The sequence below is a fragment of the Streptomyces sp. NPDC015130 genome, from assembly GCF_043080005.1.
Lineage (GTDB): Bacteria > Actinomycetota > Actinomycetes > Streptomycetales > Streptomycetaceae > Streptomyces.
Genome location: NZ_JBIBVC010000021.1, coordinates 16,158 through 34,711, shown reverse-complemented (window position 1 = coordinate 34,711; position 18,554 = coordinate 16,158). Strand labels below are relative to the sequence as shown.

Here is an 18,554-nt window from a genome sequence, read left to right as displayed (position 1 = left end):
GACGCCATGGCCCCGGTCGATCACCGATCCGTAGTTTCGACGGAGGCGCCCACCGATCCGATCGCACCCGACGCACAGAAACAGGAGCCCGCCATGTCCCAGGCCACCGTCCTGCCCCCGGCGCCCGCCCCAGCCGCGGCGCCCGCCGAGGCACCCGTCCGCGCCAGGGGCGGCAGCGAGTTCACCCCGCTCCTGCGGACGGTCAGGGAACAGGGCCTCCTGGAACACCGCCCCGGCTGGTACGCACGGGGCATCGTCGTCAACCTCCTGGGCATCGCCGCCGTCGTGGCCGGACTCGCCCTGACCGGCCCCTCCTGGTGGGCCCTCCTGCTCGCCGTCCCCCTCGCACTCCTCTCCGCCCGCGTCGCCTTCGTCGCCCACGACGCCGGCCATGCCCAGATCACCACCGACCGGAAGGCGAGCCGCGCCGTCCAGCTCGCCCACGCCAACCTGCTCCTCGGCATGAGCCGGGAATGGTGGAACGACAAGCACAACCGCCACCACGCGAACCCCAACCACCTCGACAAGGACCCGGACGTCGCCGCGGACATTCTTGTCTTCGCCGAGCACCAGACCACCGGCCGCACCGGCCTGCGCGGCTTCCTCACCCGCCACCAGGCCTGGCTGTTCTTCCCGCTGACGACCCTGGAGGGCATCGCTCTCAAGGTGTACGGGGTCAGGGCCCTGCTCGCGAAGGACGGCCCCTGCCGCACCCGGCGCGAGCGGCTCGTCGAGGGGGCCCTGCTCCTCGCCCACTTCGCCGGCTACGCGACCCTGCTCCTCACCCTCCTCACCCCGCTCCAGGCCCTGGCCTTCGCCCTCCTCCACCAGATGCTGTTCGGCGTCCACCTCGGCATGGCCTTCGCCCCCAACCACAAGGGCATGGAGCGCCCGGACGAGCACGCCGACGGCGACAGCTGGGGCCACCTCCGCCGCCAGGTGCTCACCTCGCGCAACATCCGCGGCGGCGTCCTCACCGACTGGTTCCTCGGCGGACTCAACTACCAGGTCGAGCACCACCTCTTCCCGAGCATGCCGCGCCCCAACCTCCGGCTCGCCCAGCCCGCAGTCCGCGCCCACTGCGCCGCGCTGGGCGTGCCGTACACCGAGACCGGTTTCGTGGAGTCGTACCGCCAGGCCCTCGGCCATCTGCACGAGGTCGGCGAGCCCCTGCGCACGGAGCGGACCGAGGGCGCCGGATAGGCGCCGAGTAGGGTCGGAGGTGATCACGCGCGGTGTGATCATCGGTCCGGGGTCGGGTGAGGTGTATTCCCGCACCCACGACGACCGGTCGGCAGCGGAGAAGGGGAGCTCCCCGGCATGAGCAGCGGCACCGTCCAGACGGTCAGCAGCAACGGCACGTACTCGTTCACCAAGCCCAACCGTGAGGCCATCACGCTTCTCGCGGGCCTCGGGGTGGAGGGCGACGTCCACGCGGGAGTGACCGTCAAGCACCGCTCGCGCGTCGCCCAGGACCCGACCCGGCCGAACCTCCGGCAGGTGCACCTGATCCACGCCGAGCTCTTCGAGGACGTGGCGGGCGCCGGCTTCGAGGTCGCCCCGGGCGACCTCGGCGAGAACGTCACGACCCGCGGGATCGACCTCCTCGGCCTGCCCACCGGCACCCGTCTCCACCTGGGCGCCGAGGCCGTCGTCGAGGTCACCGGGCTGCGCAACCCCTGCGCGCAGATCGACAACTTCCGGCACGGCCTGCTCAAGCAGGTCCTCGGCCGCGACGAGAACGGCGAGATCGTCCGCAAGGCGGGCATCATGGGCATCGTCCTCACCGGCGGCGAGGTGCGCCCCGGCGACACGATCCGCGCCGAACTCCCGGAGGGGCCGCACCGCCCCCTGGTGCAGGTCTGACCGCGCACCCCCGTCAGGCGGTGCGGACGGCCAGTGCGTCGAGCCCCGCGAGGAGCGCCGGCAGCCTCGGGCCCGGGGCCACCGGCAGCACCTCGCGCGGCAGCTCGTCGAGGAGCACGAACGCCATGTCGTCGGTCCGGGCCACGAACGACCAACCGGGACCGTCGGCGCGCAGCAGGCGGGCATCGCCCTCCGCCGTCGGCACGGACCGCACCCGCCCCACCGGAGGGGCCTCCGCCAGATAGCCGCGGAGCTCGTCGAGTGCCTTGCGCACGCCGTCGTACGGGTCGGGCGCGGAGGCGACGGCCGCCGCCTGCGGTGCTCCCGTCTTCGGTTCGGGCGCCCCGCCGTCCTGGCCGTCGTCGCCCACCTGCGCACGCCAGGCCGCCCACCGGAGGGCCACCTCGTCCGCGCCGAGCCGGCGCTGGGCCGGCCCCCACACGTCTCCGGAGGGCGGGACCAGCGGGGCGGGATCGCCCTCCTCCGGCTCCGGGTCGTGCGGCGCGGGCACGCCGGGCGCGGCGGTGGCCACGGCGAGCGGCCAGCCCGGCAGCGCCGTCACCACCGAGTTCTCGTCGGGGGAGAGGTCGTAGGCCATGCCGCAGTCCCAGGAGGAGATGGCCACCGCGACGAGCGACACGTCGTCGACGACGACCGTCCACCGGGCCCCGAGCCCGTCCTGGCCGAACACGAGCCCGTACCCGTCCACGTAGGGCTGGAGGCCCAGCGCGGCGCAGGCCGCCGGATAGTCGTCACCCAGCACGCTCGGGAAGCGCTCCGGCGTCAGCAGCGCCGCGGTCAGCACAAACAGCGCGTCGGCGTCGGCGTCCGCGTCACCGCCACGCGCCTCGGCGATCGGGTCCGTCCCGGCCACGGCAGCCTCCCCATCTGGTCGTCGGCGCACCTTAACCAGTGAGTAACCCGCGCGTCGAGGGTGCGCGGGCGAGATGTGCCGCGAGAGACGCCCCGCCCCCCGAGGCTTCCGGAGGCCTTCCTCGGGCGGTCGTCACTCGCTCCGGAGGCCGAGCAGCGAGCGGGCCACGGTGGTCGGTGACTCGTCGCGCTCCCGGGCGAGGGCGATGAGTGCCCGGCAGGCCAGCTCGTTGACCCCGAAGGAGAGCGCGCCGGGGGAGACCCGGCTCGCCGCCTCCTCCGCCCGGACCGGGTCGTCCTCGGCGCTCGCGGCCACGTACTCCGCCGCGGCCTCGAACAGGTTGTGGCCCTGCCGGGGCCGCGCCGGCGCCGGCGCGGCCGTCTCGGGCGCCCGCCGGGCGGAGGGGAGGAGTCTGCGCAGTCGTTCCGTCACCCGTGCCATGACCCACCGCCTTTCCCGGGCACGACTGCCCGGCACCTCCACCGTAGACAGCGAAGTGCCGTGACAGAAGGGCGCGTTGGGACAGTTTTCGATCAGGACCGGTCGTGACCTGCCGTGACGGACGGCAGCAGGCTCCGCGGGACGGTTCAGCCTTCGCGTACCGCCAGGACCAGGTAGCGCGTGTCCTCGTCCACGTAGCTGACGAGCCGCCAGCCGGCCTCGGCGAGCACGGGGCGCAGCACGGGCTCGGCGCGGAGGTCGTCCGGCGTGATCTGTCGGCCGTGCCGGGCCGCGAGGGCGGCGCGGCCGATCGGGTGGAAGAGCGCGAGGCGGCCGCCGGGACGGACGACACGGGCGAGTTCCCGCAGGCCGGCGACGGGGTCGGCGAGATGGGAGACGAGCCCCGCCCCGAAGACGGCGTCCAGCGAGCCGTCGCGCACCGGGAGCCGACCGACGTCCGCGAGCAGGAGGGTCCCTGTGCCGTCCACGCCGTCCGAGGCGTCGACGTGGGTGTCGCGCGATCCCTGCCCCGGGGCGCCGCGGCCCGCCCGGGCGGCCGCCGCCAGCATCTCGGGGGTCAGGTCGGCGCCGAGCACGGTGCCGGTCGGGCCGACGGCCGCGCGGAGCGGCGGCAGTGCCCGGCCCGTCCCGCAGCCCGCGTCCAGTACCGCGTCACCGGGGCGCAGACCGATCTCGTGCACGGCGGCGGCGTAGGCGGGACCGTCGTCGGGGAACCGGCTGTCCCAGTCGGCGGCGCGAACGCCGAAGAACTCTCGGACACGCGTGGGGTCATCGCTCATGCGCTCATGATTCACTACCCGGAGGTGTGAACGTTCTGTGTGCACGTTCGAACTCGGTGTGATCGTTCGGGATCATCTCTCTGTCATATTCCATCAGCTTTCGAAATGCGCCCCTGGTGCGCCCCCGCATGCGCACTAGCGTCCCTGAGCCATGGGACACCTGGACCACGCCACCTTCGGCTGGCTGACACCCGCGCTGTCGTACGCGATGGCCTGCATAGGCGCCGCCCTCGGGCTGCGCTGCACCGTACGGGCGCTCGACGCGACCGGCCGCTCGCGACGGAACTGGCTGCTCACCGCCGCCTCCGCGATCGGCACCGGTATCTGGACGATGCACTTCGTGGCGATGCTCGGCTTCGGCGTGACCGGGACCGACATCCGCTACGACGTTCCCCTCACCATCCTCAGCCTGCTCGTCGCCATGGCCGTCGTCGGCGTCGGGGTGTTCGCCGTCGGCTACGGCCGCGACCGGGTCCGTTCGCTCCTGATCGGCGGACTGACCACGGGCGTCGGCGTGGCGAGCATGCACTACATGGGCATGGCCGCGCTCAGGCTGCACGGCGAGGTCGTGTACGACCCGCTGCTGGTCGCCCTCTCGGTCGTGATCGCGGTCGTGGCGGCCACCGCGGCGCTGTGGGCGGCGCTGAACATCCACGCTCCGGCGGCCGTGGCCGTCGCCTCGCTCGTCATGGGCGCGGCCGTCAGCAGCATGCACTACACGGGGATGTTCGCGGTGCGGGTCGAGGTCCTGCCCTCCGCGACCGCGCTCCCCGGCGCCACGGTCATGCAGTTCATCTTCCCGCTCGCCGTCGGCCTCGGCTCGTACCTGTTCATCACCTCCGCCTTCGTCGCCCTCTCCCCGACGGCCAAGGAGCGGGCCGCGTACGCCTCGGCGGAACGTCTCACCGAACCGGACGAGCGGGCGGTGGACGTCGCGCCCCCCGGCTTCCGCACCGCCGAGACGGCCCGCCGCATCTGACCGGCCCCCACACCCACTCCGCCGACCCACTCCGCTCACGCACTCGACCGACCACGCCGACCGCCTACGCACCCCACGACCCGCACCGCTCACGCACTCGACCGACCACGCCGACCGCCTACGCACCCCACGACCCGCACCGCTCACGCACTCCGCCCCACGCACCACCACCGCACCAGAGACAGACCCAGCCGGAACGAGGAGCCCATGCGAACTCCCCGCAAGACCAAGGACGCCGAGGCGACGGCTCCGCCGCCGGCGGCCACGCGCGGGCGACGCGCACACGCCGGGCCCCCCGCCGCGGAACCGGGGCCGCACCACACCCCCGACCAGGGCTCCGGCTCGCCGGTACGCACCCGCCCGACGGGACACGGCCTGCGCCCCCGGACGGTCCGGGCCAAGATCGTCTCGCTCCTGATGGTCCCGGTCGTCTCGCTCCTCGCCCTGTGGGGATTCGCCACCGTCACCACCGCCCAGGACATCGCCAGGCTCCGACAGCTCCAGCGCGTCGACGCCGAGATCCGCGAGCCGGTGACGGCCGCGATCGACGCGCTCCAGGCCGAACGGCGCGCCGCCGTACGCCAGGTGGCCGCGCCCGGCGCCGCCCGGTCCACCGAGCTCAAGGACCGGATCCGCCACACGGACGCAGCCGTCGGGCGCCTCCGCCTCGGCGGCGAGCACACCGTCGGCGACACCGGGGACCTGCCCGGAGACGTCCCCGCACGGGTGAGCTCCTTCGTCGGCACCGTCGAGGGCCTCGCGCGGCTCCGCACCGCCGCCGTCGACGGGCGCGCCGACTGGGGCCAGGTGTACGAGGAGTACACCGCGGCCGTCTCCGCGGGCTTCGCCGTCGGCGGCGCCCTCACCGGCATCCAGGACACCCAGCAGGGATCCGACGCGCGCGTGCTCCTCGAATTCGGCCGCGCGGGCGAGATGCTGGCCCGCGAGGACGCCCTCCTCGGCTCCGCCCACCTCACCGGGCGGCTCACCGCGGACCGGCTCCGCGCCTTCGCCGGAGCCGTCGAGACCCGCCGCACGCTCACCGCCTCGGCCACCGCAGACCTCCCCGCCGCCACGCGCGCGGAGTGGGCCCGGATCGCGGCGGGCAGCGACCACGCACGTCTCGCCAGGGCCGAGGACAGTGTCCTCACCGCCGAGGCCGGACGTCCCGCGGCCCAGGCGGTCACGTCCGCCGACTGGGACGAGACCCTCAAGGCCGTACGGAGCGGACTCACCGCGGTCGAGACGGAGGCGCGTACGGCCGCGGCCGACCGCGCCGACCCCTTCGCGGGCGGAGTCCTGAGCATGGGCGGCGCGGCGGTCCTGCTCGGCCTCGCCGCCGTCGCCGCCTCCCTCGTCATCTCCGTCCGCATCGGCCGCGGCCTCGTCGTCGAGCTCGTCAGCCTCCGCAACACCGCCCTCGGGATCGCCCGCCGCAAACTGCCCGCCGCCATGCGGCGCCTGCGGGCCGGCGAGGAGATCGACGTACGGGCCGAGGCACCGCCGGGGCCCGTCTCCCAGGACGAGATCGGCCAGGTCGGAGAGGCGCTCACCACGGTGCACCGCGCGGCCCTCTCCGCGGCCGTCGAGCGCGCCGAGCTCGCCAGCGGGATCTCCGGCGTCTTCGTCAACCTCGCCCGCCGCAGCCAGGTCCTCGTCCACCGCCAGCTCAACCTCCTGGACAGCATGGAGCGGCGCGCCGACGACCCCAACGAGCTCGGCGACCTCTTCCGCCTCGACCACCTCACCACCCGTATGCGGCGCCACGCCGAGAGCCTGATCATCCTCTCGGGCGCGGCCCCCGGCCGAGCCTGGCGCATGCCCGTCCCGCTCACCAACGTCGTCCGTGCGGCCGTCTCCGAGATCGAGGACTACGCGCGCGTGGAGGTGCGCCGGCTGCCCGAGACGGCCGTCGTCGGCGGCGCCGTCGCCGACCTGACCCACCTCCTCGCCGAACTCATCGAGAACGCCGCCCAGTTCTCCCCGCCCCACACCAAGGTGCGGGTCAGCGGGGAACCCGTCGGCAACGGCTACGCCCTGGAGATCGAGGACCGCGGTCTCGGCATGGGCAAGGAGACCCTCGCCGAGGCCAACGCGCGCATCGCCCAGTCCGAGGCCCTCGACCTGTTCGACAGCGACCGGCTCGGCCTCTTCGTCGTCAGCCGGCTCTCCGCCCGCCACGACGTCAAGGTCCACCTGCGGACCTCCCCGTACGGCGGCACGACGGCCGTCGTGCTGCTCCCGACCGACCTCCTCCAGGGCGCGCTGCCGCCGGGGCGCAGCACCCCGGTAGCCACCGGGCCGGACGCCGGGGGCGTGGCCGCCCCGGCAGGGAATCCCGGGATCCGGCGCACCCCGGCCGACCCGGCCCGCGGTGGCGACCCCCGTACGGGCGCCCGCCACGGCCGGGACCCGCGCGCGGGCGGCTCGGCCGCGGACGCCTCGCGCGTCGCGCGGGAGCACGAGGAGGCGCAGCGCGCGGAGGCCCGCCGCTTCGGCCGCCCCCAGGGACCGCGTACGACGGCGCCGACCCTTCCCCTCGGCCCCGCCTCGGGCGCCCGGACCCCGCAGCCCCCGCCCGGCCCGCAGTCCCGTCCGCAGCCCGTGTCACGCCCGACGGCGGTCCCCGCGCTGTCGGCCCGACCGGAGGAGGTCCCCCCACCCGCAGGCGTCACCGCCCTCCGCCGACGCGGCCCGTCCGTGCCGCCACAGGCCGCACCGACGAAGCCCGGAGAGGTACAGGCCGGAGAGGTACAGGCCGGAGAGGGGCAGGCCACACCGACAAAGCCAGGAGCAGTGCCGCCCGGACCGGCACGGACGGTTCTGTCGCCGGCCGGACCGGTACAGGCAGGACCGGCCCAGGCCGGATCGACCCCGCCCGCACCCGTACAGATCGGACCCGTGCAGATCGGACCCGTGCAGCTCGGACCCGTGCAGCTGGGATCCGTGCAGTCCGGACCGACCCAGCCCGGCACCGTGCAGTCCGGACCGGTACAGCCCGGATCGACTCGGCCCGGCTCGCATCAGCCCGGACCGACGCGGATCGTTCCGACGCCCACGGGACCGACCCCCTCGTCGGGACCGGCGACGTCAGCGCCGCCATGGGGCCCGGCATCCACGGCACATACGCCCGCGAAGCCGTTCGGCCGGGGCGCCTACGGCCCGCAAGGAGACCCGGGCGGCCTCGGCGCCGACCCCGACGGCGATCTGCCGCGCCGCGTACGGCAGGCGAACCTCGTCCCGCAGCTGCGTGAGGCGCCCGTCCCCGCCCCGGCCTCCGCGCCCCCGGCGCCCGGCGTGAACGCGCGCACCCCCGAGCAGGTCCGGGACCGCATGGCGGCCTACCGGGACGGCTGGCAGCGCGGCGGCGGCCCCGCCCCCGGCAGCAGACGGCCCCTCGGGACCGGCTTCGGCGGCGATTTCCGCGAGGAACCGCACCACGACCTCATCGACCCCACACCCCCCCGCTTCGAAGGAGACGACGCATGATCGACCACGAGAGGATCTCCCATCACCGGTCCGGTGAACTCGACTGGCTCCTCGACGACCTCGTCATGCGGGTCCGCGAGGTCCGCCACACCGTGGTGCTCTCCAACGACGGCCTGGCCGTCGGCTCCTCCAGCGGCCTGAGCCGCGAGGACGCCGAGCACCTCGCCGCCATCGCCTCCGGCTTCCACAGCCTCGCCAAGGGCGCGGGCCGGCAGTTCGGCACCGGTGGCGTCCGGCAGACGATGGTCGAGATGGACGACGGGTTCCTCTTCGTCGCCGCGGCCGGAGACGGTTCCTGTCTCGCGGTCCTCAGCTCGGTCAGCGCCGACATCGGCCTCATCGCCTACGAGATGGCCCGGCTCGTCAAGCGGGTCGGAGAGCACCTGCACACCCCGCCGCGGCTCACGGTGACCCCGCCGGCCGCCGGCTGACCCGGAGACCCCCATGAACGAGGACAGTACCGGCGGCGGTCCGTCCGACCCGGGCAGTCAGTGGTACGACGCCGAAGCCGGGCCGCTCGTCCGCCCGTACGCGATGACCGGCGGACGGACCCGACCGGGGCCCAGCAACGTACGGTTCGACCTCATCGCCCTCGTGGTCGTCGACGACGACCCGCAGGGAACGGCCGAGGAGAGCCTCCTGGGCCCCGAGCACCGCTCCCTGCTCGCCCTGTGCCGGGCCGAGACGCAGTCGGTGGCCGAACTCGCCGCCGATGCCGACCTGCCCGTCGGAGTCGTCCGGGTCCTCCTCGGCGACCTCCTCGAATCGGGCTTCGTCCGCGTCAGCAGACCCGTACCCCCCGCACAGCTCCCCGACGAAAGAATCCTGAGGGAAGTCATCGATGGCCTACGAGCGCTCTGAGAGCACCGGCGCGCGCGACGGCGTGGACACCAGCGCCCTCGCCCTGAAGATCCTGGTCGCCGGCGGATTCGGGGTCGGCAAGACCACCCTGGTCGGCGCCGTCAGCGAGATCCGGCCCCTGCGGACGGAGGAACAGCTCAGCCGTGCCGGCGAACTCGTCGACGACACCGGGGGAGTCGACCAGAAGACCACGACGACCGTCGCCATGGACTTCGGCCGCATCACGATCCGCTCTGGGCTCTCCCTCTACCTCTTCGGCACCCCCGGCCAGGACCGCTTCTGGTTCCTGTGGGACGAGCTGTCCCAGGGCGCACTGGGGGCCGTCGTGCTCGCCGACACCCGGCGGCTCGAGGACTGCTTCCCGGCCGTCGACTACTTCGAGCACCGCAAGATCCCCTTCGTCGTCGCCGTCAACTGCTTCACGGGCGCCCGGACCTACGGCGCGCACGAGGTCTCCCGCGCGCTCGACCTGGACCGCGGCACGCCCGTCGTGCTGTGCGACGCGCGTGATCGGGACTCGGGGAAGGAGGTACTCATCCGCCTCGTCGAGTACGCCGGGCGGATGCACACGGCCCGGCTCCTCGACAGCGTCGGCTGAGGTCCGGGTAGTGACGCGCGGGGCGTGGTCCGGTGCTTGCCCTGTCCACGACAGTGCGTAAGGCTTGCCACGACACGCGGAGCCGGACGACCTGCGGTTCGACGGGGACGCAACACCAAGGGGGAGGACCACGCATGGCGCTGGACAAGGGACTGGACTGGCTTCTCGACGACCTGACCCAACGGGTCGGGTACATACGGCACGCGCTGGTGCTGTCGAACGACGGTCTGGTGACGGGCGCGAGCAGTGGTCTCGTGCGGGAGGACGCCGAGCACCTGGCCGCCGTCTCCTCGGGGCTGCACAGCCTGGCCCGTGGCTCCGGCAGGCACTTCAGGGCCGGCCGGGCCCGGCAGACGATGGTGGAGTTCGACGAGGCGCTGCTCTTCGTGACGGCGGCGGGCGAGGGCAGCTGCCTGTGCGTCCTGAGCGCGGCGGAGGCGGACGTCGGCCAGGTGGCATACGAGATGACGCTGCTGGTCAACCGGGTCGGCGAGCACCTCGGCGTGGCGGCGCGCCAGCCGGACCGGCCGGGCGGCACCACGTACTGACACGGGTTGTCCACAGGGTGTTGTCCACAGCCCGCACAGATGTCGTCACTCTGCGTTACGTTCTCTCTGTCGGAGTTCGAGAGGTACGAACGTACGGGGGAGGGCCACGTGAGGACGGTGGACGCAGGCACGCGCACGGTGACAACGGGGCGGGCGGCGGAGGAGCTGCGGCTGAGGCGCGACGAGTTCCGGCTCGCCGCTCAGCTGGGCCTGGTGAGGACCGTGCCGGTGGGCGACGGGGAGCGGCGGCGTGTCGAGCGGGCGGAGATCGACCGGCTCAGCGCCGCGCCGGACTTCCCCGAAGGGCTGCGAGAGCGGGTGCGGGCCGTGGGCACCCGGGAGGCGGCGGCACTCCTGTCCGTGACCCAGGAGCGGTTCACCCGGCTCGCGAGGACGGGGCACCTGAGCCCGGTGAGGTTCTACCTGAACCGCTACCGGGCGGTGGTGTGGATGTACCTCGCGGCGGAGGTGGCCGAGTTCGGCCTCTCCCACCCGGCGCTGCTCAGCGGCCGGCTGCCCCCGGAGGTGCGCGAGCGGCTCGCCGCGCACGAGGACTCCAGGCCGAGGAACTGGCGGGCGCGTCGGCTCTCCCTGCTGCTCCGGGCCGCGGGCGATCCCTGGTCCCGTGCGGCCGCCATCGCCTCCGTGCTCCACCCCGTCCATCTGGCCGAGGTCGTCGGCGACCCGTACGAGCGCGCCCACCTCGACCGCCTGCGCCCGCCACCACAGCCGGGGCACGCCGTGTCGCCCGCGGCCCGCGAGGTCACGGAGCGGCTTGCACTGGCCGACGAGCCGGACGAGGTCGTCTGGCACCGGATGAGCCTGACCCTGGCCCTGGAGGAGGCCCGCGCGGACAGCCCCGCCCCGCACCCGGGCGAGGCCCAGGACCGGACCCAGGTGCCCCGGCACCCCGCGCAGCCACCACCACTCCAGGAGCCGCCGCCGTCCCGGCAACCACTGCCGCCCGCGGGCCCGCCACTGGTCTCGGGGTCGTGGCAGGCGCCGGACCCACCTCCGGCCGCCGGCCCGTCACCGGTATCGGGCCCGGGACCGGCCGTGAGCCCGCTACCGGAATGGGGCCCGGGACCGGACTCCGGCCCGCCACCTGCCGCGGGCCCGCCACCGGCCTCGGGCCCGCCACCGGCCTCGGGCCCGCCACCGGCTGGGACCCGGCGGTCGGCGGTCCCGGACGCGCCACCGGATTCGGGTGTGCCGCCCGTCCCGCCGCAGCGGTCGGCTTCCGGTCCGCCGCCGGGTGCGCGGGGCGGCTCCCCGCGTCCCCGGCTGCTCGACCGGCTCCTGGGCAGGGCCGCCGCGCGGGCCGCGCGCGGGCGGGGGAGGAAGCGGCCGACAGGCTGGCCCTGACGTGACGGCAGGCCGGTGCCGGCGTGCGGCGGGGGCGCGGGGTGGGGAGGATGGGCGCATGCTGCTCGCCCGTGTCGCGGAGGTGTCCCGGGAGGTCGCCGCCACCTCCGCGCGCTCGCGCAAGATCGGCCTCCTGGCCGAGCTCTTCGCGGAGGCCGCGCCGGAAGAGAGCCCGCTCGTCATCGCCTACCTCGCGGGCCGACTCCCGCAGGGGCGGATCGGCGTCGGGTGGAGTGTCCTCCAGCACCTCGTTCCGCCCGCCGTCCCGCCTGCCGAGGCGCCCGGCCTCACGCTCGCGCACGTGGACACCGCGCTCTCGGAGCTGGCCGCCGTGTCCGGAGCAGGATCCAAGGCGGAGCGGGACCGTCTCCTCCGCGTGCTGTTCACCGCCGCCACCCGCGACGAGCAGGAGCTGCTGCTCCGGCTCCTCTCCGGGGAGGTCCGGCAGGGCGCGCTCGACGCCGTCGCCCTGGAGGGCGTCGCCAAGGCCGCCGGCGTGCCGGCCACCGAGCTGCGCCGCGCCGTGATGCTCGAAGGCTCCCTGCCTCCGGTCGCCCAGGCCGTGCTGGCGGAAGGGGCGACCGCGCTCGACAGGTTCACGCTGCGGGTCGGGAGCCCGGTGCAGCCCATGCTCGCGCACACCGCCGCCTCCGTCGCCGAGGCGATCGGCGCCCTGGGAGCCTGCGCCGTGGAGGAGAAGCTCGACGGCATCCGTGTCCAGGTGCACCGCAGCGGCGACGACGTGCGCGTCCACACCCGCTCACTCGACGACATCACCGACCGGCTCCCCGAGGTCGTCGCCGTCGCCCGCGCCGTGCCCTCCGAGGCGTTCATCCTCGACGGGGAGGTCATCGCGCTCGACCCCGACACCGGGCGGCCCGTGTCGTTCCAGTCCATCGCGGCCAGGGTGGGCTCCCGTACCGACGTGGCCGGGGCGCGCGCCGCCCTGCCCCTGACACCCGTCTTCTTCGACGTCCTCGCCGCCGACGGCGAGAGCCTGATCGACCGGACGGGCCGGGAGCGGCACGCCGTGCTGGCCCGGCTGCTCCCCGAGTCCCAGCGGGTCGGCCGCCTCGTCGTCACGGACCCGGCCGACCCCGCACGCGTCGAGGAGGCCGAGCGCTTCTTCACCGAGACGCTGGAGCGCGGACACGAGGGAGTCCTCGTCAAGGCGCTGGACGCGCCCTACGTGGCCGGCCGCCGGGGCCGCACCTGGCTGAAGGTGAAGCCGGTCCACACCGTCGACCTCGTCGTCCTCGCCGTCGAACGGGGCCACGGCCGCAGGACCGGGCTGCTCTCCAACCTCCACCTCGGGGCCCGCGCGGAGGACGGCGGCTTCGTCATGTTGGGGAAGACGTTCAAAGGGCTCACCGACGCGATGCTCCGCTGGCAGACCGAGCGGCTCGGCGAACTCGCCGTGGAGGACGACGGGTTCACCGTACGGGTGCGGCCCGAGCTCGTCGTCGAGATCGCCTACGACGGGCTTCAGGCCTCGACCCGGTATCCGGCCGGCATCACCCTCCGTTTCGCCCGCGTCCTGCGCCACCGCCCCGACAAACCCGCCTCGGAGGCCGACACCGTCGAGGCGATCACCGGGCGCCGCGGGCCGCGGGGCCACGGGGCCGGCTGAACCCGCAGGACCTCGTCGGACCCCGCCGGACCTCGCGGGAGTCCTCGCTGCGAGGGATGCTGGAGACGTGGCACGAGCAGCCGCGAGGAGATGAGCGACGTGTACGACTTGCACATCGACACCGACGTCACCGTGCAGCTGAGCGACTGCTGCCGGGAGGACGCCCAGGCCGTGTTCGACGTCCTCGAGGGTGTCTACCAGCTGGAGGACGTGGAGGCCCCCGGCCCGCGGACGGCGGAGGGCCCGGCCCCCACCGTCTGGGTCGCCACGTTCGACACGGCGGGCGGACGCCGTGAGGACGTGGGCCCCACGCATCTGTCCGCGCTGGTCGGCGCCACCCTCACCGGTGGCTACCACGCCGTGGACGAGGTCCAGCGTGTCCTCGCCACCGGCTTCGACGTCCGGTCCCAGCAGTCGGTCTCGGGCGACCAGGAGACGGAGGCCCGCCTGCTGCTCGCCTCCCGCTGAGCGACGAGGCCGAAGGAACCCCCCGGGCGGAGCGGACGGGCGCCGTCCGGGGGCTCACGTGTGCCCGCACGTGACGGGTGCACCCCCCTGTGAAGCCCGGTATACACCGTGTGTAGAGTCCTTCGACGTCGCATGATCCGCCCTGACCAGGCGGTGGCGACTCATCGAGGACTTCACAGGGGAAGCGGGTTCCAGCATGTTCCGATTCAGGCCGGGCCGCCGCAGGGGGACGGCGGCCGTGGTACTCGCCGCCGCGTCGCTGATGCTGACGCTCGGCGGGTGCGGGGTCGACCGGGTCACTCCTCAGGACGCCCGGGACGCGGCCGGTACGGACGACAAGGCGGGTGGCGACGGGAGTGCCCGGCGCGTCGACTGCGCCGAGGTGAAGTGCATAGCGCTGACCTTCGACGCCGGGCCGGGCAAGGACACGCCCCGGCTCCTCGACGTCCTGAAGGAGAAGCAGGTCCCCGCCACCTTCTTCCTGCTCGGCAAGCGGCACGTCGACCGGTATCCCCAGGTCGTGAAGCGCATCGCCGACGAGGGGCACGAGGTCGCCAACCACACCTGGAGCCACCGGATACTCACCGGCCTCGACAAGGCCGAGGTGCGCGAGGAGCTGGCCCTCACCCAGACCGCCGTCGAGAAGATCACCGGCCGCAAGCCCACGCTGATGCGCCCGCCGCAGGGCCGCACCGACGACACCGTCTCCGAGGTCAGCAAGGAGCTCGGGCTCGCTCAGATCCTGTGGAGCGTCACGGCCAAGGACTACTCCACCGACGACTCCGCGCTGATACGCCAGCGCGTGATCGACCAGGCGGGCCGCGACGGCATCATCCTGCTCCACGACATATACGACGGAACAGTGCCGGCCGTCCCCTCGATCATCGACGAGCTGAAGAACCGGGGCTTCACCTTTGTGACGGTCCCCGAACTCCTCGCCCCGGGGAAGGCCGAGCCCGGAGCCGTCTACGCGCCCGAGGCGGAGTGATCACACCTGCTGAAAGCGGGTGAGGTGACTCACATCGCCCACACGGGAGTACACGGAACATTCGGGAAAGGTTTACCGTTCTACGTATGTGACTGCGAAGGGGCCCGGTCCCCTTGGTCCCCCGCCTCGCGGTGACCGCCCTTTGTCGTCACGGCTCACGGCCCCGGTTGGAATCCCCCGTCCAACCGGGGCTCAGTCGTGTCCCGGGGAGGTTCCGGGACTCGGTCCCGCCTGAAGTGCCACGTGAGGTCCCGCGTGAAGGCGCCCGAGGGGCGTGCGACCCGGCGCGTTCGACCCGTTCGAGTGAGCCTCGGCATGGCCGGTCCGACTACGGGCAGTGATCTTCCCGGGCCCTCCGGGTGATCGACCGGACCCCGCCCACCCGGGACGTCCGAAGGGGGACCATGTTTCTCGGCACACCTCGCGCCCGCCGCGCCCTCGTCACCGCGGCAGCCTCACTGCTCCTCCTCTCCGGCTGCACGGTCGTCGGCCCGGACGTCCCCGGTCCGCCGGGCGTACCGGCCGATCGGGCGGCCCAGGACCGACTCCTGAAGGCGGCCGAGCACCGGCTCGTCGTCGACTGCCTGGCCGACCGGGGCCTCACCCTCACGGCACGGGCCCGCGCCCCGGACGACGAGCGGACCCTCCAGGCCGCGCTCTTCGGAGCGGGGCCCCGCGAGCTCTCCGTCACGCTCGCCACCGGCGCCACCGTCACCGCCCACGCGGACGGCTGCCTCGCCACCGCGAGAGCCGGGCTCTACGGCGACGCCCGCCGTTGGTTCCGGGCCCAGGTCACCGTGGGCAACCTGCGCGCCGAGGCCCAGGCCCGGATGCGCGACGACCCCGCCCACCAGGAGGCGCTCGCCCGCTGGACCCGGTGCGCCACCCCGGCCGACCGTTCCCGCCCTCCCAGCCCGGACCCCGCCGTGGCCACCCGCTGTGCCCGGGAGAGCGGACTCGACGCCGTCCGCACCCGGCTGGAGGCCATGGAGCTGCTCGTGGTGCGGAGCCTGCACCGGGACCAGCTCACCGCATACCGGCAGCTGCGCGACCGCGCACTGCTCCGGGCAGCCGAACTGCCCGCGCCCACCTCACCGCAGAAAGGCCACGACCACTCGTGAAGCGCATTCTCGCCCTCTCCGCGGCGGCACTGCTCGCCGTCACCGCAGGCCTCGCCCTCTCCGCCTCCGCGGGCGCCGCCGAGTGCCCCAGCGGGGAGTTCTGCGTCTGGCAGGAATCGAACTTCGGCGGCCAGCGCGCCAACTGGAGCGGAGACGACGGCTGGTGGGAGAGCTGGATCTCCGACACCGACTCCTCCTGGGCCAACCACGGCATCTCCGGCCCCGGCATCAAGGACCACGTCAAGGTTTACGAGAGCGCCTGGCAGGGCGGCGACATGACCATCTGTCTCGCCCCCGGGCAGGAGGTCGGCTACAACGCCGCCGCGAACGACCGCGGCGACTCCCACATCTGGTCTACCGGCTGCTGACCCAGGGCAGGGCCGTCAGGCGCGATTGATCCGGCCGGGATCAATCGCGGCCGAGGGAGCCGCCCGGGTGGCGCAGGGCGGAGGCCAGCATCAGTCCCGCGCCGCGGACGACGCTCGTCGACGGGTCGCTCGCCAGCCGCAGGCGGGCCCGGAGCAGGTGCGCCAGGCGACCCGTCACGTCCATGCGGAGCGCGCCTCCGCCGGTCACCAGGACGCCGCGGCGCAGCGCCCCGCGGACGGCACCCGTGTGGTCGTGGCGCCACAGGTCGCTGACCAGATCGGCGGCCGTCCCGGCGATCGTGTCGGGCATCCTGCCCGACTCCGGCACGTCGTCGACGCCCACCTCGGCCAGCCGCGCGTCCTCGACCAGGCCGTCGACGACCAGTGTCACCTCGGTCAGCTGGGCGCCGAGGTCGACCACGAGCAGGGGGCCACCGCCGGGCGGGGCGGCATGGGCCGCGGCGGCGCGGGCGCTGTCCACGGCGATGACCCGTACCGGGCCGAGGCCGTCCACCACCCGGCGGGCGGCCTCGCGCTCCGCCGGGGCGGCGAGCACCGGATGGGTCAGCATCACGACGGTGTCGTGCCCGCCGTCACCGGGAGCGGCTTCCGTCACCCGGCGCAGCAGCCGGAGATGGGAGTCCGCGTCGGTCACCCGGCCGCGCCGGACGGGTCCGCTCGGCACGTCCGCGAAGACACCCGCCCCCGGCGCCCATGCCCGGGTCCGCGAGCTGCCGATGTCGAGCGCGATCCCGCGCACCGGGCGCCGCCCCGCACCCCGGCCGCCGCCGACCGATCCGAACGATCCCATCGCTTCCGTCCATTCGCTCCGTACCCGCTGATTGCGAGGCCGATACGGGCCCTCACTATGCAGTATCCGCAGCATGAATGCCATGCCGCTTGGCTATCGAAGGCAGGTGGTTCGCTGAAGGCCTCCCGTGCGGAGGCCTTCAGGAGAGGGTGTCAGTTCTCGGCGCCGAGCCACAGGTCCGGGCCGAATACCTCGTAGTGGATGTCGGCCGCGGCCGTCCCCCGGCCGAGGAGGTCGCCGCGCACGGTGCGGAGGAAGGGCAGCGGCCCGCAGAGGTAGGCCGTGGTGCCCTCGGGGAGGTCGAGCGCGGTGACGTCGGCGCGACCGCGGAGCGCCACGGAGTCCTCGCCCGGCTCCTCGTACCAGAGGTGGAGGGCGGCCCCCGGCAGCGCCTCGACGAGACGGTGCAGCTCGGCGGCGTGTGCGTGGGACGCGGGGGAGCGGTCCGCGTGCGCGACGACGACCGGGCGGGTCGATCCGGTGGCCGCGAGGTGGTCGAGCATCGCCAGCATGGGCGTGCTGCCGATGCCGGCGGAGGCGAGCAGCAGGGGTCCGTCGCCCTCGGGCAGCACCAGGTCGCCGAAGGGTGCCGACACCTCCACCGTGTCGCCCGCGCGGGCGTGGGCGTGCAGCCACGACGAGACCTCCCCCGCCGGGTCGCCGTCGACTCGCTTGACCGTGATCCGCCACTGCGGGTGTCCGGGAGCGGCGGAGAGGCTGTACTGACGGATCTGCCGGGCGCCGTCGGGCAGGGTGACCTGGACGCTCACGTACTGCCCCGGCCGGAACGCGGAGGCCGGGCTCCCGTCGGTGTGCCTCAGGACGAAGGACACGGTGTCGGCGGTCTCCTCGCGGCGCTCGGCGATCTCCATCGGCCGCCAGACCTCGCCCTCGGCGACGCCGGCCTCCTGGTACAGCCGGGCCTCCACGGCGATGAGCGCGTTGGCCATCAGCCAGTACACCTCGTCCCAGGCCTGGGCGACCTCGGGGGTGACCGCGTCGCCGAGGACCTCGGCGATGGCGGCGAAGAGGTGCTCGTGCACCGTCTTGTACTGCTCGGCGGTGACGCCGAGCGAGGCGTGCTTGTGAGCGATGCGGGAGAGCATGACGTCCGGGCGGCTGTCCGGGTGGTCGAGGAGCGCGACCGCGAAGGCGGCTATGGACCCGGCAAGGGCCTTCCGCTGCTCGCCGTTGACCTGGTTGCCCCGGTTGAACAGGTCGCGGAGCAGCTCGGGGTGGGCGGCGAAGAGCCGCGCGTAGAAGCGCTCGGTGATCTCGTCGAGCGCGCCGCCGACGGCGGGCAGAGTGGCGCGGATGACCGGGGCGGCCTGCTCGGACAGCATGGGA

19 protein-coding genes are annotated in these 18,554 nt (G+C 74.1%); 14 read left to right on the top strand and 5 right to left on the bottom strand.

Annotated features, from left to right (window positions below; all coding sequences use genetic code 11):
- Positions 1-93: 93 nt before the first annotated feature.
- Both ACF08F_RS32780 and ACF08F_RS32775 read left to right on the top strand, forming a co-directional pair.
- Entirely contained in the window at positions 94-1,203 is a 1,110-nt protein-coding gene (locus ACF08F_RS32780) for a fatty acid desaturase family protein (protein ID WP_392302166.1), read from the top strand.
- A gap of 117 nt (positions 1,204-1,320) precedes the next feature.
- Positions 1,321-1,866: an MOSC domain-containing protein gene (locus tag ACF08F_RS32775; RefSeq protein ID WP_392302165.1), complete on the top strand. Its 546-nt coding sequence runs from the start codon at positions 1,321-1,323 to the stop codon at positions 1,864-1,866.
- A gap of 13 nt (positions 1,867-1,879) precedes the next feature.
- Here ACF08F_RS32775 and ACF08F_RS32770 read toward each other — a convergent pair whose 3' ends face one another.
- The 3 genes from ACF08F_RS32770 to ACF08F_RS32760 all read right to left on the bottom strand — a co-directional run bounded on the left by ACF08F_RS32770 (position 1,880) and on the right by ACF08F_RS32760 (position 3,981).
- Positions 1,880-2,740: a hypothetical protein gene (locus tag ACF08F_RS32770; RefSeq protein WP_392302164.1), complete on the bottom strand. Its 861-nt coding sequence runs from the start codon at positions 2,738-2,740 to the stop codon at positions 1,880-1,882.
- A 132-nt stretch (positions 2,741-2,872) separates the two neighbouring features.
- Positions 2,873-3,181, bottom strand: a complete 309-nt coding sequence (locus ACF08F_RS32765; RefSeq protein WP_392302163.1) for a hypothetical protein — start codon at positions 3,179-3,181, stop codon at positions 2,873-2,875.
- A gap of 146 nt (positions 3,182-3,327) precedes the next feature.
- On the bottom strand, positions 3,328-3,981 hold the full coding sequence (locus ACF08F_RS32760; protein WP_392302162.1) for a methyltransferase domain-containing protein: 654 nt from the start codon (positions 3,979-3,981) through the stop codon (positions 3,328-3,330).
- A 151-nt stretch (positions 3,982-4,132) separates the two neighbouring features.
- Between ACF08F_RS32760 and ACF08F_RS32755 the strand changes: the two genes are divergently transcribed.
- From ACF08F_RS32755 to ACF08F_RS32700, 12 genes are all read left to right on the top strand, one after another.
- A complete protein-coding gene (locus ACF08F_RS32755) occupies positions 4,133-4,960 on the top strand; it encodes an MHYT domain-containing protein (RefSeq protein ID WP_392302161.1) in 828 nt (275 codons plus the stop codon).
- Positions 4,961-5,167: 207 nt separating this feature from the next.
- Positions 5,168-8,449: a nitrate- and nitrite sensing domain-containing protein gene (locus ACF08F_RS32750; protein WP_392302160.1), complete on the top strand. Its 3,282-nt coding sequence runs from the start codon at positions 5,168-5,170 to the stop codon at positions 8,447-8,449.
- Positions 8,446-8,880 (top strand): roadblock/LC7 domain-containing protein, encoded by a 435-nt coding sequence (locus ACF08F_RS32745; protein WP_392302159.1) that lies wholly within the window; start codon positions 8,446-8,448, stop codon positions 8,878-8,880. Before ACF08F_RS32750 ends, ACF08F_RS32745 begins: the two co-directional genes overlap by 4 nt.
- A 13-nt stretch (positions 8,881-8,893) precedes the next feature.
- Positions 8,894-9,310, top strand: coding sequence for a DUF742 domain-containing protein (locus tag ACF08F_RS32740; RefSeq protein WP_392302158.1), 417 nt, complete (start codon positions 8,894-8,896; stop codon positions 9,308-9,310).
- Positions 9,291-9,908, top strand: coding sequence for an ATP/GTP-binding protein (locus ACF08F_RS32735; RefSeq protein ID WP_392302157.1), 618 nt, complete (start codon positions 9,291-9,293; stop codon positions 9,906-9,908). The genes ACF08F_RS32740 and ACF08F_RS32735 overlap by 20 nt, the downstream gene beginning before the upstream one ends.
- Positions 9,909-10,042: 134 nt before the next feature.
- Entirely contained in the window at positions 10,043-10,456 is a 414-nt protein-coding gene (locus ACF08F_RS32730) for a roadblock/LC7 domain-containing protein (protein WP_392302156.1), read from the top strand.
- 108 nt (positions 10,457-10,564) lie between these two features.
- Positions 10,565-11,821 (top strand): DUF6397 family protein, encoded by a 1,257-nt coding sequence (locus ACF08F_RS32725; protein ID WP_392302155.1) that lies wholly within the window; start codon positions 10,565-10,567, stop codon positions 11,819-11,821.
- 58 nt (positions 11,822-11,879) lie between these two features.
- Entirely contained in the window at positions 11,880-13,451 is a 1,572-nt protein-coding gene (locus tag ACF08F_RS32720; protein WP_392302154.1) for an ATP-dependent DNA ligase, read from the top strand.
- A 90-nt stretch (positions 13,452-13,541) separates the two neighbouring features.
- Positions 13,542-13,919: a hypothetical protein gene (locus ACF08F_RS32715; RefSeq protein WP_392302153.1), complete on the top strand. Its 378-nt coding sequence runs from the start codon at positions 13,542-13,544 to the stop codon at positions 13,917-13,919.
- Positions 13,920-14,115: 196 nt separating this feature from the next.
- Positions 14,116-14,907, top strand: a complete 792-nt coding sequence (locus ACF08F_RS32710; protein WP_392302152.1) for a polysaccharide deacetylase family protein — start codon at positions 14,116-14,118, stop codon at positions 14,905-14,907.
- A 404-nt stretch (positions 14,908-15,311) separates the two neighbouring features.
- Positions 15,312-16,028 carry a hypothetical protein gene (locus ACF08F_RS32705; protein WP_392302151.1) on the top strand — a complete coding sequence of 239 codons (717 nt, stop codon included), beginning with the start codon at positions 15,312-15,314 and terminating at the stop codon, positions 16,026-16,028.
- Positions 16,025-16,396, top strand: a complete 372-nt coding sequence (locus ACF08F_RS32700; protein WP_392302150.1) for a peptidase inhibitor family I36 protein — start codon at positions 16,025-16,027, stop codon at positions 16,394-16,396. Before ACF08F_RS32705 ends, ACF08F_RS32700 begins: the two co-directional genes overlap by 4 nt.
- 40 nt (positions 16,397-16,436) lie before the next feature.
- Here the strand turns inward: ACF08F_RS32700 and ACF08F_RS32695 are convergent, their stop codons facing one another.
- Together ACF08F_RS32695 and ACF08F_RS32690 are read right to left on the bottom strand one after the other, a co-directional pair.
- Positions 16,437-17,207 carry a rod shape-determining protein MreC gene (locus tag ACF08F_RS32695; RefSeq protein WP_392302149.1) on the bottom strand — a complete coding sequence of 257 codons (771 nt, stop codon included), beginning with the start codon at positions 17,205-17,207 and terminating at the stop codon, positions 16,437-16,439.
- A gap of 152 nt (positions 17,208-17,359) precedes the next feature.
- The gene (locus tag ACF08F_RS32690; protein WP_392302148.1) at positions 17,360-18,550 is read right to left on the bottom strand and encodes a globin domain-containing protein; all 1,191 of its coding nucleotides are present in this window, start codon (positions 18,548-18,550) and stop codon (positions 17,360-17,362) included.
- Positions 18,551-18,554 lie beyond the last annotated feature (4 nt).